A 15,880-nucleotide genomic window follows, 5' to 3' on the forward strand; every position below is an offset into this window, starting at 1 on the left:
AGGCGATCGACACCCATGTCCACAGTCAGTTTCAACGCCTATACGGCGCTCAACACCACAAAGCCTGCCGATACCGCGCAGGCCGCAGGCAAAACCGATGCGGCCAAGAGCCCTGTCGCAGAAGGTATTTCCGACTTCCGGATGGCGATGCAGCAGGCGGAGCAATCCACCATGCAGACAGCCGTTGCTGGCGCCGACCCGCACGCAATGGTGGCAGCTTTGGCCAATGCCGAGCTTATGCTGGATGCGGCTGTCACCATTCGTGACAAGGTTGTCGAAGCATACCAGGAACTTCTGCGGATGCCTGTCTAGGCGTGGGAGTAGGCCGTGTCGGAAGCTGAGGTCTTTGAGGTCTTGCGGGCCCACATCTGGGCAGCCGCGATGATGGCCATGCCTATTCTTGTTGCCACACTGATTGTGGGTTTTGCGATTGGCCTTCTCCAGGCGCTGACATCCATTCAGGAAATCACCCTGACATTCATCCCGAAGATTCTCGTCGTCGTGATCGTGTTTTTTCTTTCGCTCGGATACATGACCAGGATCTGCCTTGACCTGTTCAACAATTCGGTACTGCCGCTGATTGCCCGATAGGTCCCATAGTGCACACTTCCATTCTCTACGGACTGTCCAGGCCAACATCCCTGCTGGCGATTGGCCTTATGCTGGTGATTCTGGTGATGATCCTGCCGGTTCCGGCATGGGTCATGGATGTCGGGCTGACCCTGTCCTTCGCCTTCGCTATCCTCATCTTCGCAACCGCGGTCTTCATCGAGCGCCCGCTCGATTTCTCGTCCTTCCCGAGTGTGCTCTTGGCCTCGCTGATCCTGCGCCTCGCGCTGAACGTGTCATCGACCAAGCTGATCATCGGCGAAGGTCATACAGGTACGCATGCAGCGGGCGGGGTCATCGAAGGCTTCGCCATGTTCATCATGGGCGGCAATCTGTTTGTCGGCCTTGTCGTCTTTGGCGTGCTCGTGATCGTCAATTTCATGGTCATCACCAAGGGTGCGGGCCGTATGGCGGAAGTCGGCGCGCGTTTCGCCCTTGATGCCATGCCCGGCAAACAGCTCGCCATCGACTCCGACCTTGCCGTCGGCGCCATCACGCATGAAGAAGCCAAGATGCGGCGCCAGCGCGAGCAGGAAGAGGCGGGCTTCCTCGGCTCCCTCGATGGTGCGTCGAAATTCGTGAAGGGCGATGCGATTGCCGGCCTGATGATCACCGCCCTCAATCTTGTCGCGGGCATCGGTATCGGGCTCACGGTCCACCATCTCAGTTTCTCGCAGGCGCTCAGCAATTATTCGATTCTGACAGTCGGTGACGGCCTGGTCTCGCAGGTTCCTGCGGTCATTGTCTCGGTTGCGTCAGCCTTGCTTCTGTCCAAGGGCCGTGAAGAAGGCGCTATCGACCTTGCCCTGCTCGCGCAGCTCGGCAGCAACGTCGCAGCCCTGATGATCGTGGCCGGCATCCTTTTCGTCTTCGCGCTGTTCCCGGGCCTGCCTTTCATTCCCTTCATGGCGGCGTCTGCCGGATTTGCGGCCGCGTCCTTCTTTGTGCGCAAGCAGAACCGCGACAAGCGCGATGCCAAGGAAGAAATTATCGAAGACGAGGCACCAAAAGCAATCGTGTTCGGCGACTCCATCCATGCCGACGAAATCCATCTGGAAGTCGCACCTGACCTCGTGAACCTCGTCCTGATCGGTGAGAATGGCTTTGAAAGCCGTATCCACAAGATCCGCCGCTACATCGCGGAAGAATACGGCTTCGTTCTGCCGCCGATCCGCATGACGGATAATCCGACCCTCAAGAAGAATGACTATCGCATTCGCATTCAGGGTGTCCGCATTGATTCCGGCATGCTGCGGCCCGGTTCCATTCTCGCCCTGATGGAAGACGACCAACTGCCTTACCTGCAAGGCGAAAAGGTCAAGGAGCCGGTCTACAAGGCGGCCGCTCGCTGGCTCCCGAACAGCAAGAAGCAGGAGCTGGCCGCGACCGGCATTCCCGTTGTCGAGCCCATCGAAGTGCTCGCTACGCATATGCTGGAAGTCATCCAGTCCAATTTCTCGCTCGTGTTCACGCGCATGGTCCTGCTCGATACGCTGGATGCCCTGACCACGGTCAGCGACAGTGACCGTGCGGCCTCGAACCGCCGCTTCCTTGACGAATACATTCCCACCAAGGTGACGCCCGAGCTTCTCCTGTCAGTTGTCCGCCTCCTGCTTGAAGAGCGCGTCTCCATCCGCAACCTGTTCCTCATCATCGAGACCATTGCCGAAGCGAAGACTGCAAACCCCGGCCTGCCGCGCATGGTCGAACTGGTTCGCCAGCGCCTCGCCTTCCAGATCGTGGACCGTCTCCAGGACGATCAGGGCCGCCTGCCGCTCGTGCAGCTCTCCACCGCGTGGGAGCAGAAGTTCACGCAGTACGAAGTCGCCGGCGAGAATGGCAGCAGCGATATCGCCCTGCCGCCGGAAATGTTCGGCGAACTGACGAACGAGGTGCAGTCAAAACTCAATGAAGCGGCCAAGAAAGGCGTCATGGCCTCCGTGGCGACCTCTTCGCGCCGCCGCCGCTTCCTCCAGACCGTTCTGGCCAGCAAGGGTATCCGCAATTCCGTTCTCGCCTATGAGGAAATCAGCTCCAAGACCAAGCCCTATATTATCGGCGTCGTCTGATGGAGGCACTGGCGCCATTGGCGGGCCCCCTGGCCGGTTGGCTGGGCCTGTACATGGTGGTCATTGCACGGCTCTCCTTTGTCGTCTTCCTGATGCCCGGCCTCGGCGAGCAGGCGATTCCCGTTCAGATGCGTCTTGTTGTCCTGCTGGCAATATCAATGGCAATGGCAACGACCGGCGTAGTCGGCGTGCCGGTCACGTGGCCGCTCTCCAGCTATGCGGCCGTTCTTTTCAGCGAGTTGACCATCGGTTTCTGCCTGGGGGTCACCCTGCGCGTAACCATCTGGATGCTCAGTATCGCCGGTACGATTATCTCGCAGTCGATCGGCCTGTCGCAGCTCCTCGGTGTCGCGATGGAGCATGAAGCGCAGACAATGGCAGCGAACCTTCTCTCGCTGGCCGGCGCGGCGGTTCTACTCTCGGCAGACTTCCATATCAGCGTCGTTGCCGCGCTCCTGCGCCTCTACGGAGAAATACCGGTCGGCGCGCTCTGGTCCCTCGATCTGCGCATGCTGGCCGATCAGTGTTTCTCGGCGGTCGGCTTTGCTGTCCTGCTCGCATGGCCCTTCGTCGCTGTGAACCTCCTGTACAATATCTGTCTCGGCTTCATCAACAAAGCCCTGCCTCAGCTGATGGTTGCCTTTGTTGGTGCACCGCTGTTGATTGGTGGCGGAATGGTATTCCTCGCTCTCTCGGTCATTGGCCTTCTGGTCGTCTGGAAAGAGCGCGTGATCGATGTCGTGGGATGGATGTGAGCTAGGCCATGGCGGAGGAAAATGACAGCGGCGAAAAGGAATTTGACGCCACCGAGACCAAGCAGCGTCAGGCCCGGGAAGAGGGTAATGTTCCCCAGTCCAAGGAGGCCAACGCGTTCGCCTTGATCGTCGGCATTCTCATTGCCGGCATGGTGCTGCAGTTCACGGTTGGCAACGCGGTCTTTACCGACTTCTCATCGATCCTCTATCACGCGGATTCCTTTGCAAGCGACATCTTCGACTCTGGTGGGAGTGAAACGCGCAGCTGGCTTTCGGGCACTCTGATTCACTTCTCCCTGATCTATCTCCTGCTCGCCGCCGTCGTTCTCATATCCCTCGTTATCCAGCGGTCGATCTCCTTCTCGTTCAAGAAGATCAAGGTTGATGCCAAGAAGATTTCGCCAGTCGAAAATCTCAAGAAGCGCTATGGCGCGCGTGGCCTGACGGACTTCCTGAAAGACACATTCAAGCTGGTCATCGCGGCCGTCATTGCCGTGATGTTCCTCTCGCAGCTGGCCAAGGATTACTATGCCAGCAGCGCGATGCAGATGGACCAGTTCGCGATGTTCACTTTCAGCCAGGCGATGAAGCTCATCATCTGGTTCCTCGTCTTTCAGCTTCTCCTGGCCGCTGTCGATCTGCCGCTCCAGCAAAGGCTGCACAATAACAAGCTGAAAATGTCGCGCGAGGAAATGAAGAAGGAAATGAAGCAGAGTGAGGGCGACCCCCAACTCAAGCAGCAGCGCCGTCAGGCAGGCGTCAAGATCGCCAGCGGCCAGATGATGAAGAACGTGAAGACGGCCACGGTCATCATGGTCAACCCCGAACACTATGCCGTTGCCCTGCGCTGGAACCCTGATGAAGGCCTTGCGCCGGTCTGCGTGGCCAAGGGCGTCGACCACCTCGCTGCCAAGATCAGGGAACTTGCCATGACAAACGATGTTCCGATCTTCCGGGATCCGCCGACAACCCGCTCTATCTACAAGCTCGTCGAAATCGATCAGGAAATCCTTCCCGAGCACTTCGCCGCCGTCGCCGCGGCAATCAATTTTGTGGAGCGTGTGCGTAAGCACATGTAGTCAGATGGCCCGTCGCAAACCCGACCTTCAAAAACTTGTCTCCCTGAAGCGTCAAAAGGCCGAGCAGAGCTATCTTGCCGCCCAGCAGGCCCATGCCGGCGCCGAGGCTGAGCGCGAGCGTCTCGCCGGCAGCCTCAAGGCAATGGATAAAAGTGCGGCCGATATCGACTCCCTGATCCTGTCCCACCAGCAGGGCCATGCCCGCAAACTGGTCCGTGACATCGATGATCAGCATCAGCGGGTGAATGACGAGGCGCTTCAGGTCCGGTCGGCCCACGACGTGCTCAAGCGCGCATTCGATTCCGAGCAACGTCTCAAGCGGGTGAAAGACTAGCACCACGTGGCATCGCGTGCCCCAAAAATCCGGCTGCGGAAGAATGGCGGATGGCTCGCCCCAAAGGCGCCTTAAAGTCGCGCCCTTTTATCGCACTTGTGAAATTCGGCGATCCCGATCATAAGCACGCGCCTGAGCGGAAGCGACCTTCATGGCGCGCCCGCAAAACCACTGTTTTTTGGCCGGACGCATATTTCCGGCACGATGTGCGCCAGGTTAGTTGGGAACTCTTTGCCGGGGTCTCCTGTTCTCACTGAAGCATATCAAGCTGCTGCCCCGATAGGACCTGAAGATGCATGATCCGCGTAAACTTGCTATTCGACTGTTCCTGACGATGCCATTTGTCGTGGCATCGACGCCCGCAGCGATTGGCGCAGTGCATGGAATCGAAAGATCCAATTCTTCCGAGGGTCAGCAGCAACCCCGCGGCCACGGCGGCGTGGGCCTGACGGCAGAAGCAAGACGCACTGATGTCGGCCAGGATGACGCTGCCGACGCCGAATAGGCTGGCCGCTCCGACTTCGCGAACTTATTCGCGTTCAAATTCCAGTCTGCTGCGTACACGGGCCAGTCCATTCCTGTGGAATCCGTGGCGCCCGGTAACCATGACAATAGCAAAAAGTGAGGGCTGGGTGGGCTTGTGCCCGCGAGCCCGGGAGGCGTGTGGGCACTGTGTCATGCCATCCGCTCCGATCCTTATCGCCTGGGCTTGAGCTGTTCACCTTGGTTAACAATAAATAGAATTCTGTTTACTTGGTAAACGCATGTAAAAAGAAATTTAACCAAGCCGTACATTGAGCATATATTACATATTATCAATCAATTCACGTCGACGTGTGAAACAAGTATTTCGAATAGCGAAGTATAAAAAACACACCAATGAGTCAGACGTCATCACCTAAAGCGACTTTCACGCCGGCTTCCCGGTTTGCACCGCTGCGCACGATAAGCGCGGTGGTGGTGCTGATATGTGTTGCCCTGATGGCAGGGGCGCCGACCCCCGACTCTGTCCAGATCCAGCTCTGCATTGCCACCATCGCAACCTTTTTCATGATGACCTGGATCCGGCCATCCGGCGGCCCGTTCCGCAGCTTTGTCTCCCTGCTGATCGTGTTTACCAGTACGCGCTACATGATCTGGCGTGTCACCGAGACAATGCCGACCGATTCCGTTCTGTCGATTATCGGCGGCATGTTCCTGCTCGGCGCAGAAACCTATGGCTACATCCTGCTTCTCCTCTCCACTTTCCTGTCGGTGGACGTCTACAAGCGCGCCCCGCGTCCGGCGCCGATTTCGCCTGAAGCCTGCCCGACCGTCGATATCCTGATCCCGACCTATAACGAGCCGGACGACCTCATCGAGGTCACGCTGACAGCCGCGCTCAATGTCAATTATCCGGCAGGCCGGGTGAACGTTTACCTGCTCGACGATGGGGGCACGGTCGCCAAGCGCAATCAGGCGGACCGTGAAAAGGCGGACGAGGCGCAGGAGCGGCACGTCTATCTCAAACAGGTCTGCGAGCGCCTCGGCGCGCATTATCTGACGCGCGAAAAGAATGACCATGCCAAGGCCGGCAATATCAATGCCGCCCTCGCTCACACGTCCGGCGAACTGATCCTCATCCTCGATGCCGACCATGTCCCGTCGACCGACATCCTCACGCGCACCGTCGGCTATTTCGTGGAAGACCCGAAACTCTTCCTCGTCCAGACGCCGCATTTCTTCCTCAACCCCGATCCGCTCGAACGCAATCTCGGCACATTCCGCAAGATGCCGAGCGAAAACGAGATGTTCTATTCGGTCATCCAGCGGGGGCTTGATGGCCTTAATGCGTCTTTCTTCTGTGGTTCGGCGGCCGTGCTTCGCCGCTCGCTCGTCATGGAGATTGGCGGCATCCAGGGCGAGACAATTACGGAAGATGCCGAAACCGCGCTGGAACTGCACGCGCGCGGATACCGCAGCGCCTATGTCGACCGTCCCATGGTGGCGGGTCTCTCGCCAGAGACCTTCTCCGGTTTTATCACGCAGCGCATGCGCTGGACGCAGGGCATGGTCCAGATATTCTTGCTGAAGAATCCGCTGCTGAAGAAGGGCCTCACCTTCGGCCAGCGCGTCGGTTACTTCAATTCCTGCTTCTACTGGTTCTTCCCGTTGGCGCGCATGGCGTTCATCCTCGGTCCGCTGCTCTATCTCCTGTTCGGCATCCAGGTCTATGTCGGCGACCTGTCAGACTTCCTCATGTACGGCCTGCCGCACATTTTTGGTGCGCTGATGCTCTCCTCGATGCTGTACGGCCACACACGCTGGGCCTTTGCCTCGGAACTTTACGAAGTCATCCAGTCGATCCACTGCTCCGGCGCCATCCTGCAGGTCCTGCGCAATCCGCGCTCGCCGAGCTTCGCCGTGACGCCCAAGGGCGAGAGCCTCGACGAGAACTTTGTTTCTCCACTCGCTCGCCCGTTCTACATTCTCATCGCCATTGTCTGTCTCGGTGAAGTGGCAGGCCTGGTGCGCTGGTTCATTGATCCCGTCGGTGCGGGTGTGATCACGGTCCTCCTGTTCTGGAACACGTTCCACCTCCTGCTGCTCATCTCTGCCCTCGGCGTCCTTTACGAACGCTCCCAGCAGCGCATCTTCCCGCGCTTCGAGACCAGCCGCGACATCACGCTCAAGCATTTCGGTGCGCCCGTGCCCGGCCAGATGACCGATGTATCGATCACCGGCATGGGCTGCAAAGTGCCCTATGGCGAAGGCAAGCGTTTCGTTATCGGCGACATTATCCAGGCCGATGCGCGCGACCTTGGCGCCACGTCGCCCTCACGTCTTGATCTGAAAGTCCTCTCTGCCACCGACACGCCCACGGGCCAGAAGCTCGGGCTCAGCTTCGTCATCGAGAACAATGAACAATGGTCGGCCGTCGTCGCGCTCATGTATTCGCGCAGCGAGAACTGGAAGACCTTCCGCGATGGCCGCGCCAAGGCCGACCATATGGGCACCAAGATCGCCGGTCTTGTCCGCTCAAGCATCTCTCACGCCATGAACCACATCCAAGCCGTTACCCGGGAAGCACGCTCATGATCACTCTTATCCGCTCCACAGCGTTGGCCGCGATACTTGCAGCCGCGCCCCTTACAGTCCCTGCGCACGCGCAGGAGGCCCCGTCTCAAGACGCCGTTTACGACGTCTATGCCCGCTTCCGGGATGATCCGCAGGTTGCGGTCGAGCAACTCGAGAACGGTCTCTGGCGCGCCCGTCTCCCATTGGCTGCGCTCCGGCCGGAGCAGGGGGCCATCCGCCTTGATGGCGCAAAGGCCAGCGAGAACATTTCCTTCGCAGTTGCGCCGCAGGCAGACGTGCAGTCGGCACGGCTGGTCATGCGCCATGTCAGTGGCCGCGCCCAGGAAGACGCACGTCCCCAGATCCGTGTCGGCCTGAACGGTCGCTTCGTCGCCCAGCTTGATGGCATCACAGAGCGCGCCGCCGCTGTGAACGAAATCCAGCTCGATCCCGCCAGCGTCATGTCTGGCTTCAATACGCTGCGCATCGATGCCGTCCAGCGCTACACCTATGGCTGCCAGGATCCTTCTGCAGCCGAGCTCTGGACCGACATTGATACCTCTCGCTCCTATGTCGAGATCACCTATGCGCGCCGCCCGTTTGCCGGCTCGCTGGCAGACCTTGATGCGCTGGTTACGGCGGGCGTTGGCGGCGTCGAAAATCTCGGCATCCTCATGGCTGACGGCGAGATGACAGCTGACAACCTGCGTTGGGGCACGCTCGCCTCGCAGGCCGTCGCCAACCGTCTTGCCTACCGCCTGCCGGATATCACCCGCGTCCATGTCAGCGAGATGAGCGACAAGGCCATCGGCGCCGACCTCATTGCAATCGGCACGCCTGAGCAGCTGGCCGGCATTGCGCCCGCTGGCCTCGCTGATCTGGAAGGTGAGGATTCCTTCCTGTCGATCAGTCCGTCCCCGGCAGATCCGTCCCGCTTCCTGATCGTTGCGGCCGGGCGCACCCCTGCAGCCATTGAGGGCGCCGTTCGTGCGCTCGCAGCCGCCCGCTTCCCGCTGTCGGACACAGGCTCGGTCATCCTCTCGCCTGCGGAAACACCAGCCGGCATGATCCTGGCGAAAAAGCACCCCCTGCAGCCCGGCACGAAATACGTCTTCCGCGATCTCGGCCTCGCTGAAACCTCGCTGCTCGGGCAGGAGCGCGGCGAGATCGGTTTTAACTTCACGCTGCCCGCCGATATTCGCTTCCGCTCCAAGAGCGAGGTCGAGCTGTCGCTCGATTTTGCCTATGGCGCGGGCCTTGATTCCAATTCCGTCGTGAACATCCTGGTCAATGGCGAGTTCCAGCGTGCCATTCGTCTCACCAATCCCGATGGTGAAGTGATGCCGGGCTACCAGCTCACGATCACGCCGGATGCCCTCCATCCCGGCCAGAACCATGTCGCGTTCGACGTGGAACTCTCGACCGAAACAAAAGGCGAGTGCACGTCGCACAACATGAATCACCTCGCTTTCGTGATGAAAGACAGTTCGACCTTCACGCTGCCGGAAGCCGACACATTCGTTGAGCTGCCCAACCTGGCGCTGCTTTCAGAGTCCGGCTTTCCCTATTCCGGCATCGAAGGCACGCCTTTCGCCATTCGCGCAGGTGACACCGGCGACGAGACGGCCGCTTCTGTCTGGACCGTCGGTGCGCGTCTTGGCCAGATCTATGGCACAGTCTTCACCGATACCGATTTCGGTTTCGGCCTCGCCCTGCCGGACGAGCATACGCTTGTGGTCGGCACGCGAACGGCCCTTAAAGGCTTCCTCCCGGCTGAAGTCAGCCTGACAGGCCAGTATACCGCGCTTGCAACCCGTGGCTCTGCGGATCCGCAGGTCACTGCGACCCGCGAATACAAGTCGATCGATCTTGGCGACAATGGTCTCCTCGTCGAGGGCCACTCGCCGGATCATGCCGGTCGCCTCGTCACCGTGGTCACGGCTGAAACGCCGGGTCAGCTCATTGCATCGGCTCGCTCGCTCGTCCAGCCAAGTCACTGGACCCAGCTCAAGGGCGGCGCGGCTGTCTGGCGCACCAGTGCCGCGACTGTCGTGACGCAGGCTCCGGCGGTCACGTTCGAGATCGGCCAGATGCGCCCGGCCGAAATGGCCCGCATGAAGTCTGCCCGCTCGCCTCTGCGCTGGATCATCACGCTTGGCGCTGTGCTCTTCGCACTCGCTGCCGTGCTGGCCCTCATCGCCCGCTACATGCGTGATCGGATGAATGAAAAGTGATGCTGCTTCGCCGCCTCCTGCGCGCGGCTGCGGTCGGTGCCCTCATCGCCCCGTCTTTCGGCGGCGTGATGACGGCTGCCGCAGACCCGGCGCTCGCAGGCAAGGCGGAAGGCGTCATTGCCATCGGCATCCCGACGGCCGATGAACCCGCACAGCAGCAGGAGGCACAAGCCGCCGCGACGCAGCTTGTCCAAATCGGTCCCGCGCCGGCTGATGTCCAGGCCATCTGGGATCTTGGCGCCGCCAACCAGTGGAACAGCGCGGAAGACAGGCTGGCCGGTCTGAAAGCCGCCAATCCCGGCTGGCAGCCGCCGCGCGATCTAATTGCCTATGTCGCCAATGGCGCACTCGACCAGCGCATCGCCGACGCCGTGGCAGAGCATGACTGGACCACGGTCCTCTCCGCCCTGCCGCCTGTCGCCGCAGATAAATGCGAAACCCCGTTCCGCCTCTTCGCCCGCGCTGACGCGCTCGAAGGGCTGGGTGAACCTGCCGCCATCAATGCCTACTACGTTCGCGCGCCCACGGTCTGCGATGCGCCAGACAGCGTCGCCACTCTGGCCGCCCGCGCAGCCTCGGTGCTCGATCAGGACGGCCTGGCTGCCCTGCGCGCCCTTGCTCCGCTGCAGCAACGCGCCAGCGACAACGCGCAGGTCGGTGCAGCTTACGCCAAAATCGTCCAGGCCGATAACCGCCTCCAGTTCAACACGGCCATCAATACCGGCCACATTGGCGCGGCTGTCGCACTTGCCGACACATCCGGCGATCCGGATCTCCTGATGCAGGCCGGCTGGGCCATGCTGGAAACCGATCCCTCCGGCGCAGGCCAGCGCTTCTCCCGCTCCCTCGCCGAAAGCGGCCCCGAGGACGCCCGCCGAGGGCTGGTCCTCGCCTCACTTGCTTCAGGCGATATCAGCGCCGCCCGCGCTGCCGTCTCTACCGCGCCCGACCCGGCCAGCCTTGCCGAACTCAGCGGCCGTATCGAGCTAGCCGACGCGCGCGTCCACCGCGAACAGGGCAGCTGGCGCGAAGCCGTCACGCTCGCCAATAGCGCCGTCACGTTTTTCCCCGCCCTCGCCGTTGATGCCGGCACGATCGCCGGCGGCGCCCTGCTGGATGCCGCTGGCGCTGCAACAGAGGCCGGCAATTACACCAAGGCCCGCGCCCTCGCGCTTGAGGCCGCCGATTACGCGCCGACCCGCCGCGCCGGACGCATGCGCGCTGCCTGGTCAGATCTCCGCCTTGGCAATGACGCAGCCGCCGCCAGCCTCTTCAGCCAGCTCTATGTCGAAAGTCCGGAAGCGGAATCGGCTGAAGGTTACGCCCTCGCCGCACAGCGCACCGGCGGCATGGACACGGCCGCTGCGCTCGCCCGCACCGTCGGTGGACCGCTTGGCGCACGCCTTACCGCCCTCAATGCCTCCGCCGCTTTTGATCAGGGCGATTATCTCACCGCCAAGGCTCTCGCGCCGGACAGTTTCCCGCCGCTCGAAGGCATCGACTCCAATTGGTATCGTCAGGCCGTCGCCGTCCGCAGCCAGGGCGGCACCAGTGGGCAGAACCGCTTGAGCGGCGTCGTTTCCACCACATCGGCTGGCCTCATCCGGGGGCGCAATCGCTTTGAAGCCGGCGTGTCGGTCTATTCCCTCGATCCGGGCCGTAGCGCGCTCCCCGCCATAGACGCCTCCCGCGAGACCGTCGCCATGCCCTATCTCGCCTGGGCCCGCGAAGGTGACACCAGCATTGCCGTGCGTGTCGGCGTCACGCCGCTGAACGCCGATGTTGACCCGGCCCTTGTCGGCGAGATTGCCATCGCACACGAAGATGCAGGCCGCGCTGTCGAGGCACGCGTTTTCGCCCGGCCGAAAATGGATAGCGTTCTGTCATTCGCTGGTCAGCGCGATGCCACAACCGGCGAGGCCTTCGGGCGTGTCATCGAAAGCGGCGTCGCCCTGCGCGGTCGGCTGCCGGTCGGAAAGTCCAACACGCTGCAGGCCGATATCGAAGCCACCAGCCTGCACGGCGAGAATACCGCCGATAACAGCAAGCTCGCGCTGGGTGTCGCGGCCAATCGCAATTTTGCCCGCAAGGGTTTCGCCTACCTCGTCTCGGGCCTCTTCTACCAGTTCCAGTCCTATGACGAGAACACCAACTTCTTCACGCCCGGCCATGGCGGCTATTTCAGCCCGCAGACTTTCCATCGCACGGGCGTCTCGCTGAATGCCCAGACCGATCCGATGAAACACTGGATCCTCAAGGCCGACGCCGCCGTCGCCTATGAATCGGTTTCGGAAGACCCGGCCCGGGCCAACCCGCTGATGCGTGGCACCCAGCCCCTCATCGGCGGTAGCGACAGTTCCGGCTTCGCAGCCGCGCTCGATCTCAGCGCCGCACGCCGTATCGCGCCTGAAGTCATCCTGTCGGGCAATCTGTCGGCCATACAGTCTGAAGCCTATGAAGATGTCCGCGTCGGCCTCGCCCTGACATGGGTGCCGGGCGGGCGTGATGGCCTCGTCCGCAATGACCTGCCGCAAGATCCGTTCAATCCAACTGCCTGGACCCAACCATGATCCATACGCCACCGCCTGCAGCTGATACCGCACGCCCCGGCGGGCTTATGCGTCTGGCCCGACGGCTTGAGCGCAGCGATCCTTTCCTGATGCGTGCGGTCCAGGCGGCTGCGCTGATAGGCTGTGTCGTTGGTGTGCTGATATATGCCTGGCAAGTCGTTGGCGACGACATATCCACCACCCGTTCAGCGCTGGCCGAGACGGCGTGGACAGGGGAAGTCGCTGTCGAGGCAGATCTCGCGCGAATCTATGCAGCCGGCACCGAGGCTTCCCCGGTCATTGCCGCCGCCATGGCGGAAAATGTCCCGGCCAGCGAGCAGCGCGCACTCCAGGTGAAGATAAACCAGCAACTTGCGGATACACCGGTCACCGCCATCATCATTCCCGGTGCCGATGGCGCAGCGCCGCGTGTTTTCGGCGAGATGCCGTCCGGGGCCGAAGGCGCGCTCGCGCCGCGCCCCTATAGTCGGCGTGCCGGGCGTGAAGCGCTCGAACTCGAGCTCGTCTCGGTCGGGCCGGGCAGGGCAGCTGTCTACCGTGACCTTGCCCTGACAGATGGCCGGCAGATTCCGGCGGTTCTCGTTCTGCGCTCGGGTGCCTTCCAGTCGGCGCTTTCGGCGGGCTCGATCGCCGGCAAGCACTGGCGTGCCGCGCTACTCAACCGCGATGGCGATCCCGTCGTCACGGCCTCTGATCGCGGCGCGACTTTCACGGCGGCCGATCTCAACCTTGCCTCAACGGCGCTCGGCTGGGTGCCGCTCCACGGGGACGATATCCCGGCGGCCAGCCAGGTGTCCGGCGAGGACGCTTCACGGTTCATCGAAGCGCGTGGCATTGCGGGCGGCGCGCTCCAGCTTGTCTATATCGGCACCGAGCCACCCGTCGTCGCCGTGCTCGCGGCGCGGCGCTTTGAATTCATGGCGCTCTTCGGCGCGTCTCTCTTGGCCGTCCTGCTGGCGGTCTCGGTGATTCAGAACGAATGGCAACGTCAGGACAGGGAAGTGCGCGATGCCGACCTCTCGTCAGCGCTTGCAGACATCACCTGCGACCTCCTCTCCGCAGGCGTGATCGACTGGTCCGTCGCAGAGGGCACGGTCACCTATTCGGAAGGCTGGGCCGACATGTTCGCACAAGGGGTCGAGCCGACCTCAGAGGACATCTTTGACTGGATCGCCCGCATCCATCCCGACGACCATCTTGAAGCCCGGCATGTCTACCAGCGCATGCTGGAAGGCGACGCATCCGAACTCGTCCACCGTCTGCGCGTGCGCATGTCGACAGGGCTATGGGTGCAGGTTGTCGAGCGTGGCCGCGCGCTCCTCGGTGCCGGCGGCACGATCAAGCGCATCATCCTTGTCCAGACGACGGAACCGGTCGATGGCAGCATGCTGCGAAATGTGTTCGGGGAAAACAAGGTCGCTGACAGCCTGACAGGCTGAGCGTGGGGCCAGTGACTGCCGCGGGCCTGTGATCAGGCGGCGGTGTCTATCGGGTGAGGTGAAGGCTCACTCAGCCGCTTGATATCGCTCAGCAGGTCATCGAGGCCGCGTGTCGCTTGCGACAGTTCGCTATGCCCGCCGGTTACGCCGTTGCCATTCTCGGCCTGTGTCATGATATGCATCCCCGCATCGCGTGCGCGGCTGACGCGGCTTTTGACTGTCCCGGCCGAGCAATCGCAGATGATCCCGGCTTCATCATAGGTAAAGCCGGCGGCCACCACGAGGATGATGGCGTCGCGCTGGGCTTGGGGAAGGGAGTCGATGGCCGCCTGCAGGACGCGGAAGTCGGAACGCGCTTCCAGGCTCTCATTGGCCACCAGCGTACGTTCAGCCTGTTCGGGCTCAAGTTCGGTCGATCGCCACGCCCGGCGCGTATGCTGATAGAATTCGTTGCGAAGGATTCGGAAAAGCCATGGCCGCATGGCGGCGCCGGTCTGAAAGCGGTCGATTGCGCCCCAGGCGTTCAGGCAGGTTTCCTGCACCAGGTCATCCGCTAGGTCCCGGTTGCGGCAAAGGCTTCGCGCAAACGCTCTGAGCTCCGGCAAAAGGCGCTCAAGCTCATCTGCAAAACTGAAAGATCGATTCTTTTCTTCCTCGGCGATACTCATCGGCGCCAAATCCTTTGGCTAACTGCAATTTCACAAACTCGGAAATGCCGCGTATGCTCTATCGTGGCGATCCCTACATCCTGTATATTCTACTCCTGCTTGGAAGATGAAGTCTGGGGAAAATCTGTTAAGCATTCCTTGCAGAGTCCTGGTCCTAGCACTGTGCATAATGTGCAAACGATTGTTAAATTTCCGTCTCTAAACTATGTCGGATATAGTACGAATACACCAAAAAGGCAGTTTAGATTCTGACCCTTTGACCGACGCTAGGCCAAAAGATGCTCTCCGACCTGATTGAGTCCGAACTCCCTTTCCTCCGACGTTATGCGCGTGCTGTTGTCGGCTCTCAGGAGGTCGGCGATCAGCTTGTTTCGACCATGATGGAGCTCCATCTGCTCCCGCAGGTTGCTTCGGGCGATACCGACTTTAACCGCACCCGGCTTTACAAGAGTCTGGACGAAGTCCTTGCCGAGCCGCGCGAGGCCTCTCCACCTGACGACATACTCGTGAAATTGGGCGCACTGGAGCGGCGGGCCCTCCTGTTGGCCTCCGTCGAAGCTTTCCCGGTGGATGATATCGCCCTGATTCTCGGCATATCCGACACCGAAGTCGAAACGGCCCTGAGCAATGCAGAAGCTGCGCTTATGGAAGCCCTCACCACCCGCGTCTTCATCATCGAGGATGAAGCCATGATCGCGGCCCATCTGTCGGAAATTGTAGCGTCGCTCGGGCATGCCACCGTCGCGGTTGCCACGACCCATGCTGACGCGGTGGAAATGGCCAGCCAGGAAGAGTTCGGCCTGATCCTGGCCGACATAAGGCTGGCGGATGGATCCTCAGGAATCGATGCTGTCAATGACATCCGCAAGACCTGGAATGGCCCGGTCATTTTCATCACGGCTTATCCGGAAGCTCTGCTGACCGGCGAAGGGCAGGAACCTGTCTTCCTGATCCCCAAGCCATTCCGCGTGGACCTGGTGAAGGCCGTCATCAGCCAGGCCCTGATCGGCCGGCACTGACACCCACCTGATCGCATCCTGTAATGGCCTCTCTTGCACAAACCGTT

At 61.3% G+C, this 15,880-nt stretch carries 13 protein-coding genes; 12 read left to right on the forward strand and 1 reads right to left on the reverse strand.

Going from position 1 to position 15,880, the window contains the following annotated elements; translation table 11 throughout:
- Positions 1-15: 15 nt before the first annotated feature.
- From fliE to V7651_RS05080, 11 genes are all read left to right on the forward strand, one after another.
- Positions 16-312, forward strand: a complete 297-nt coding sequence (gene fliE, locus V7651_RS05030) for a flagellar hook-basal body complex protein FliE (RefSeq protein ID WP_335591559.1) — start codon at positions 16-18, stop codon at positions 310-312.
- A 15-nt stretch (positions 313-327) separates the two neighbouring features.
- A complete protein-coding gene (locus tag V7651_RS05035) occupies positions 328-591 on the forward strand; it encodes a flagellar biosynthetic protein FliQ (protein ID WP_034740111.1) in 264 nt (87 codons plus the stop codon).
- Between the two features lie 68 nt (positions 592-659).
- Positions 660-2,678: a flagellar biosynthesis protein FlhA gene (locus tag V7651_RS05040; protein ID WP_051624887.1), complete on the forward strand. Its 2,019-nt coding sequence runs from the start codon at positions 660-662 to the stop codon at positions 2,676-2,678.
- Positions 2,678-3,433, forward strand: a complete 756-nt coding sequence (locus V7651_RS05045; protein WP_335612449.1) for a flagellar biosynthetic protein FliR — start codon at positions 2,678-2,680, stop codon at positions 3,431-3,433. Before V7651_RS05040 ends, V7651_RS05045 begins: the two co-directional genes overlap by 1 nt.
- Before the next feature lie 8 nt (positions 3,434-3,441).
- Positions 3,442-4,512, forward strand: a complete 1,071-nt coding sequence (locus tag V7651_RS05050) for an EscU/YscU/HrcU family type III secretion system export apparatus switch protein (RefSeq protein ID WP_035539522.1) — start codon at positions 3,442-3,444, stop codon at positions 4,510-4,512.
- Positions 4,513-4,516: 4 nt separating this feature from the next.
- The gene (locus V7651_RS05055) at positions 4,517-4,846 is read left to right on the forward strand and encodes a hypothetical protein (protein ID WP_335612450.1); all 330 of its coding nucleotides are present in this window, start codon (positions 4,517-4,519) and stop codon (positions 4,844-4,846) included.
- A gap of 292 nt (positions 4,847-5,138) precedes the next feature.
- Entirely contained in the window at positions 5,139-5,351 is a 213-nt protein-coding gene (locus V7651_RS05060; protein WP_035539524.1) for a hypothetical protein, read from the forward strand.
- 374 nt (positions 5,352-5,725) lie between these two features.
- Entirely contained in the window at positions 5,726-7,924 is a 2,199-nt protein-coding gene (gene bcsA / locus V7651_RS05065; RefSeq protein WP_335591556.1) for a UDP-forming cellulose synthase catalytic subunit, read from the forward strand.
- Positions 7,921-10,137: a cellulose biosynthesis cyclic di-GMP-binding regulatory protein BcsB gene (locus V7651_RS05070; RefSeq protein WP_335612451.1), complete on the forward strand. Its 2,217-nt coding sequence runs from the start codon at positions 7,921-7,923 to the stop codon at positions 10,135-10,137. Before bcsA ends, V7651_RS05070 begins: the two co-directional genes overlap by 4 nt.
- Positions 10,137-12,707, forward strand: a complete 2,571-nt coding sequence (locus V7651_RS05075; protein WP_335612452.1) for a cellulose synthase subunit BcsC-related outer membrane protein — start codon at positions 10,137-10,139, stop codon at positions 12,705-12,707. Before V7651_RS05070 ends, V7651_RS05075 begins: the two co-directional genes overlap by 1 nt.
- Positions 12,704-14,146 (forward strand): PAS domain-containing protein, encoded by a 1,443-nt coding sequence (locus tag V7651_RS05080; RefSeq protein ID WP_335612453.1) that lies wholly within the window; start codon positions 12,704-12,706, stop codon positions 14,144-14,146. Before V7651_RS05075 ends, V7651_RS05080 begins: the two co-directional genes overlap by 4 nt.
- Positions 14,147-14,178: 32 nt before the next feature.
- On the opposite strand, the gene V7651_RS05085 is transcribed toward V7651_RS05080, so the two are convergent.
- Entirely contained in the window at positions 14,179-14,814 is a 636-nt protein-coding gene (locus tag V7651_RS05085) for a sigma-70 family RNA polymerase sigma factor (RefSeq protein WP_335612454.1), read from the reverse strand.
- A gap of 278 nt (positions 14,815-15,092) precedes the next feature.
- Between V7651_RS05085 and V7651_RS05090 the strand changes: the two genes are divergently transcribed.
- Entirely contained in the window at positions 15,093-15,833 is a 741-nt protein-coding gene (locus V7651_RS05090; protein WP_035537541.1) for a PhyR family response regulator anti-anti-sigma factor, read from the forward strand.
- Positions 15,834-15,880 lie beyond the last annotated feature (47 nt).

This window comes from Hyphomonas oceanitis, from assembly GCF_036964545.1.
GTDB classification, from domain to species: Bacteria; Pseudomonadota; Alphaproteobacteria; order Caulobacterales; family Hyphomonadaceae; genus Hyphomonas; species Hyphomonas oceanitis.

Bases quoted from the DNA above. Each gene is read 5' to 3' on its own strand.
- V7651_RS05050 (WP_035539522.1), top strand. From the start codon at position 3,442: ATGGCGGAGGAAAATGACAGCGGCGAAAAGGAATTTGACGCCACCGAG.
- bcsA (WP_335591556.1), top strand. From the start codon at position 5,726: ATGAGTCAGACGTCATCACCTAAAGCGACTTTCACGCCGGCTTCCCGG.
- fliE (WP_335591559.1), top strand. From the start codon at position 16: ATGTCCACAGTCAGTTTCAACGCCTATACGGCGCTCAACACCACAAAG.
- V7651_RS05075 (WP_335612452.1), top strand. From the start codon at position 10,137: ATGCTGCTTCGCCGCCTCCTGCGCGCGGCTGCGGTCGGTGCCCTCATC.
- V7651_RS05090 (WP_035537541.1), top strand. From the start codon at position 15,093: ATGCTCTCCGACCTGATTGAGTCCGAACTCCCTTTCCTCCGACGTTAT.
- V7651_RS05070 (WP_335612451.1), top strand. From the start codon at position 7,921: ATGATCACTCTTATCCGCTCCACAGCGTTGGCCGCGATACTTGCAGCC.
- V7651_RS05045 (WP_335612449.1), top strand. From the start codon at position 2,678: ATGGAGGCACTGGCGCCATTGGCGGGCCCCCTGGCCGGTTGGCTGGGC.
- V7651_RS05040 (WP_051624887.1), top strand. From the start codon at position 660: ATGCTGGTGATTCTGGTGATGATCCTGCCGGTTCCGGCATGGGTCATG.
- V7651_RS05085 (WP_335612454.1), bottom strand. From the start codon at position 14,814: ATGAGTATCGCCGAGGAAGAAAAGAATCGATCTTTCAGTTTTGCAGAT.
- V7651_RS05080 (WP_335612453.1), top strand. From the start codon at position 12,704: ATGATCCATACGCCACCGCCTGCAGCTGATACCGCACGCCCCGGCGGG.
- V7651_RS05060 (WP_035539524.1), top strand. From the start codon at position 5,139: ATGCATGATCCGCGTAAACTTGCTATTCGACTGTTCCTGACGATGCCA.
- V7651_RS05055 (WP_335612450.1), top strand. From the start codon at position 4,517: ATGGCCCGTCGCAAACCCGACCTTCAAAAACTTGTCTCCCTGAAGCGT.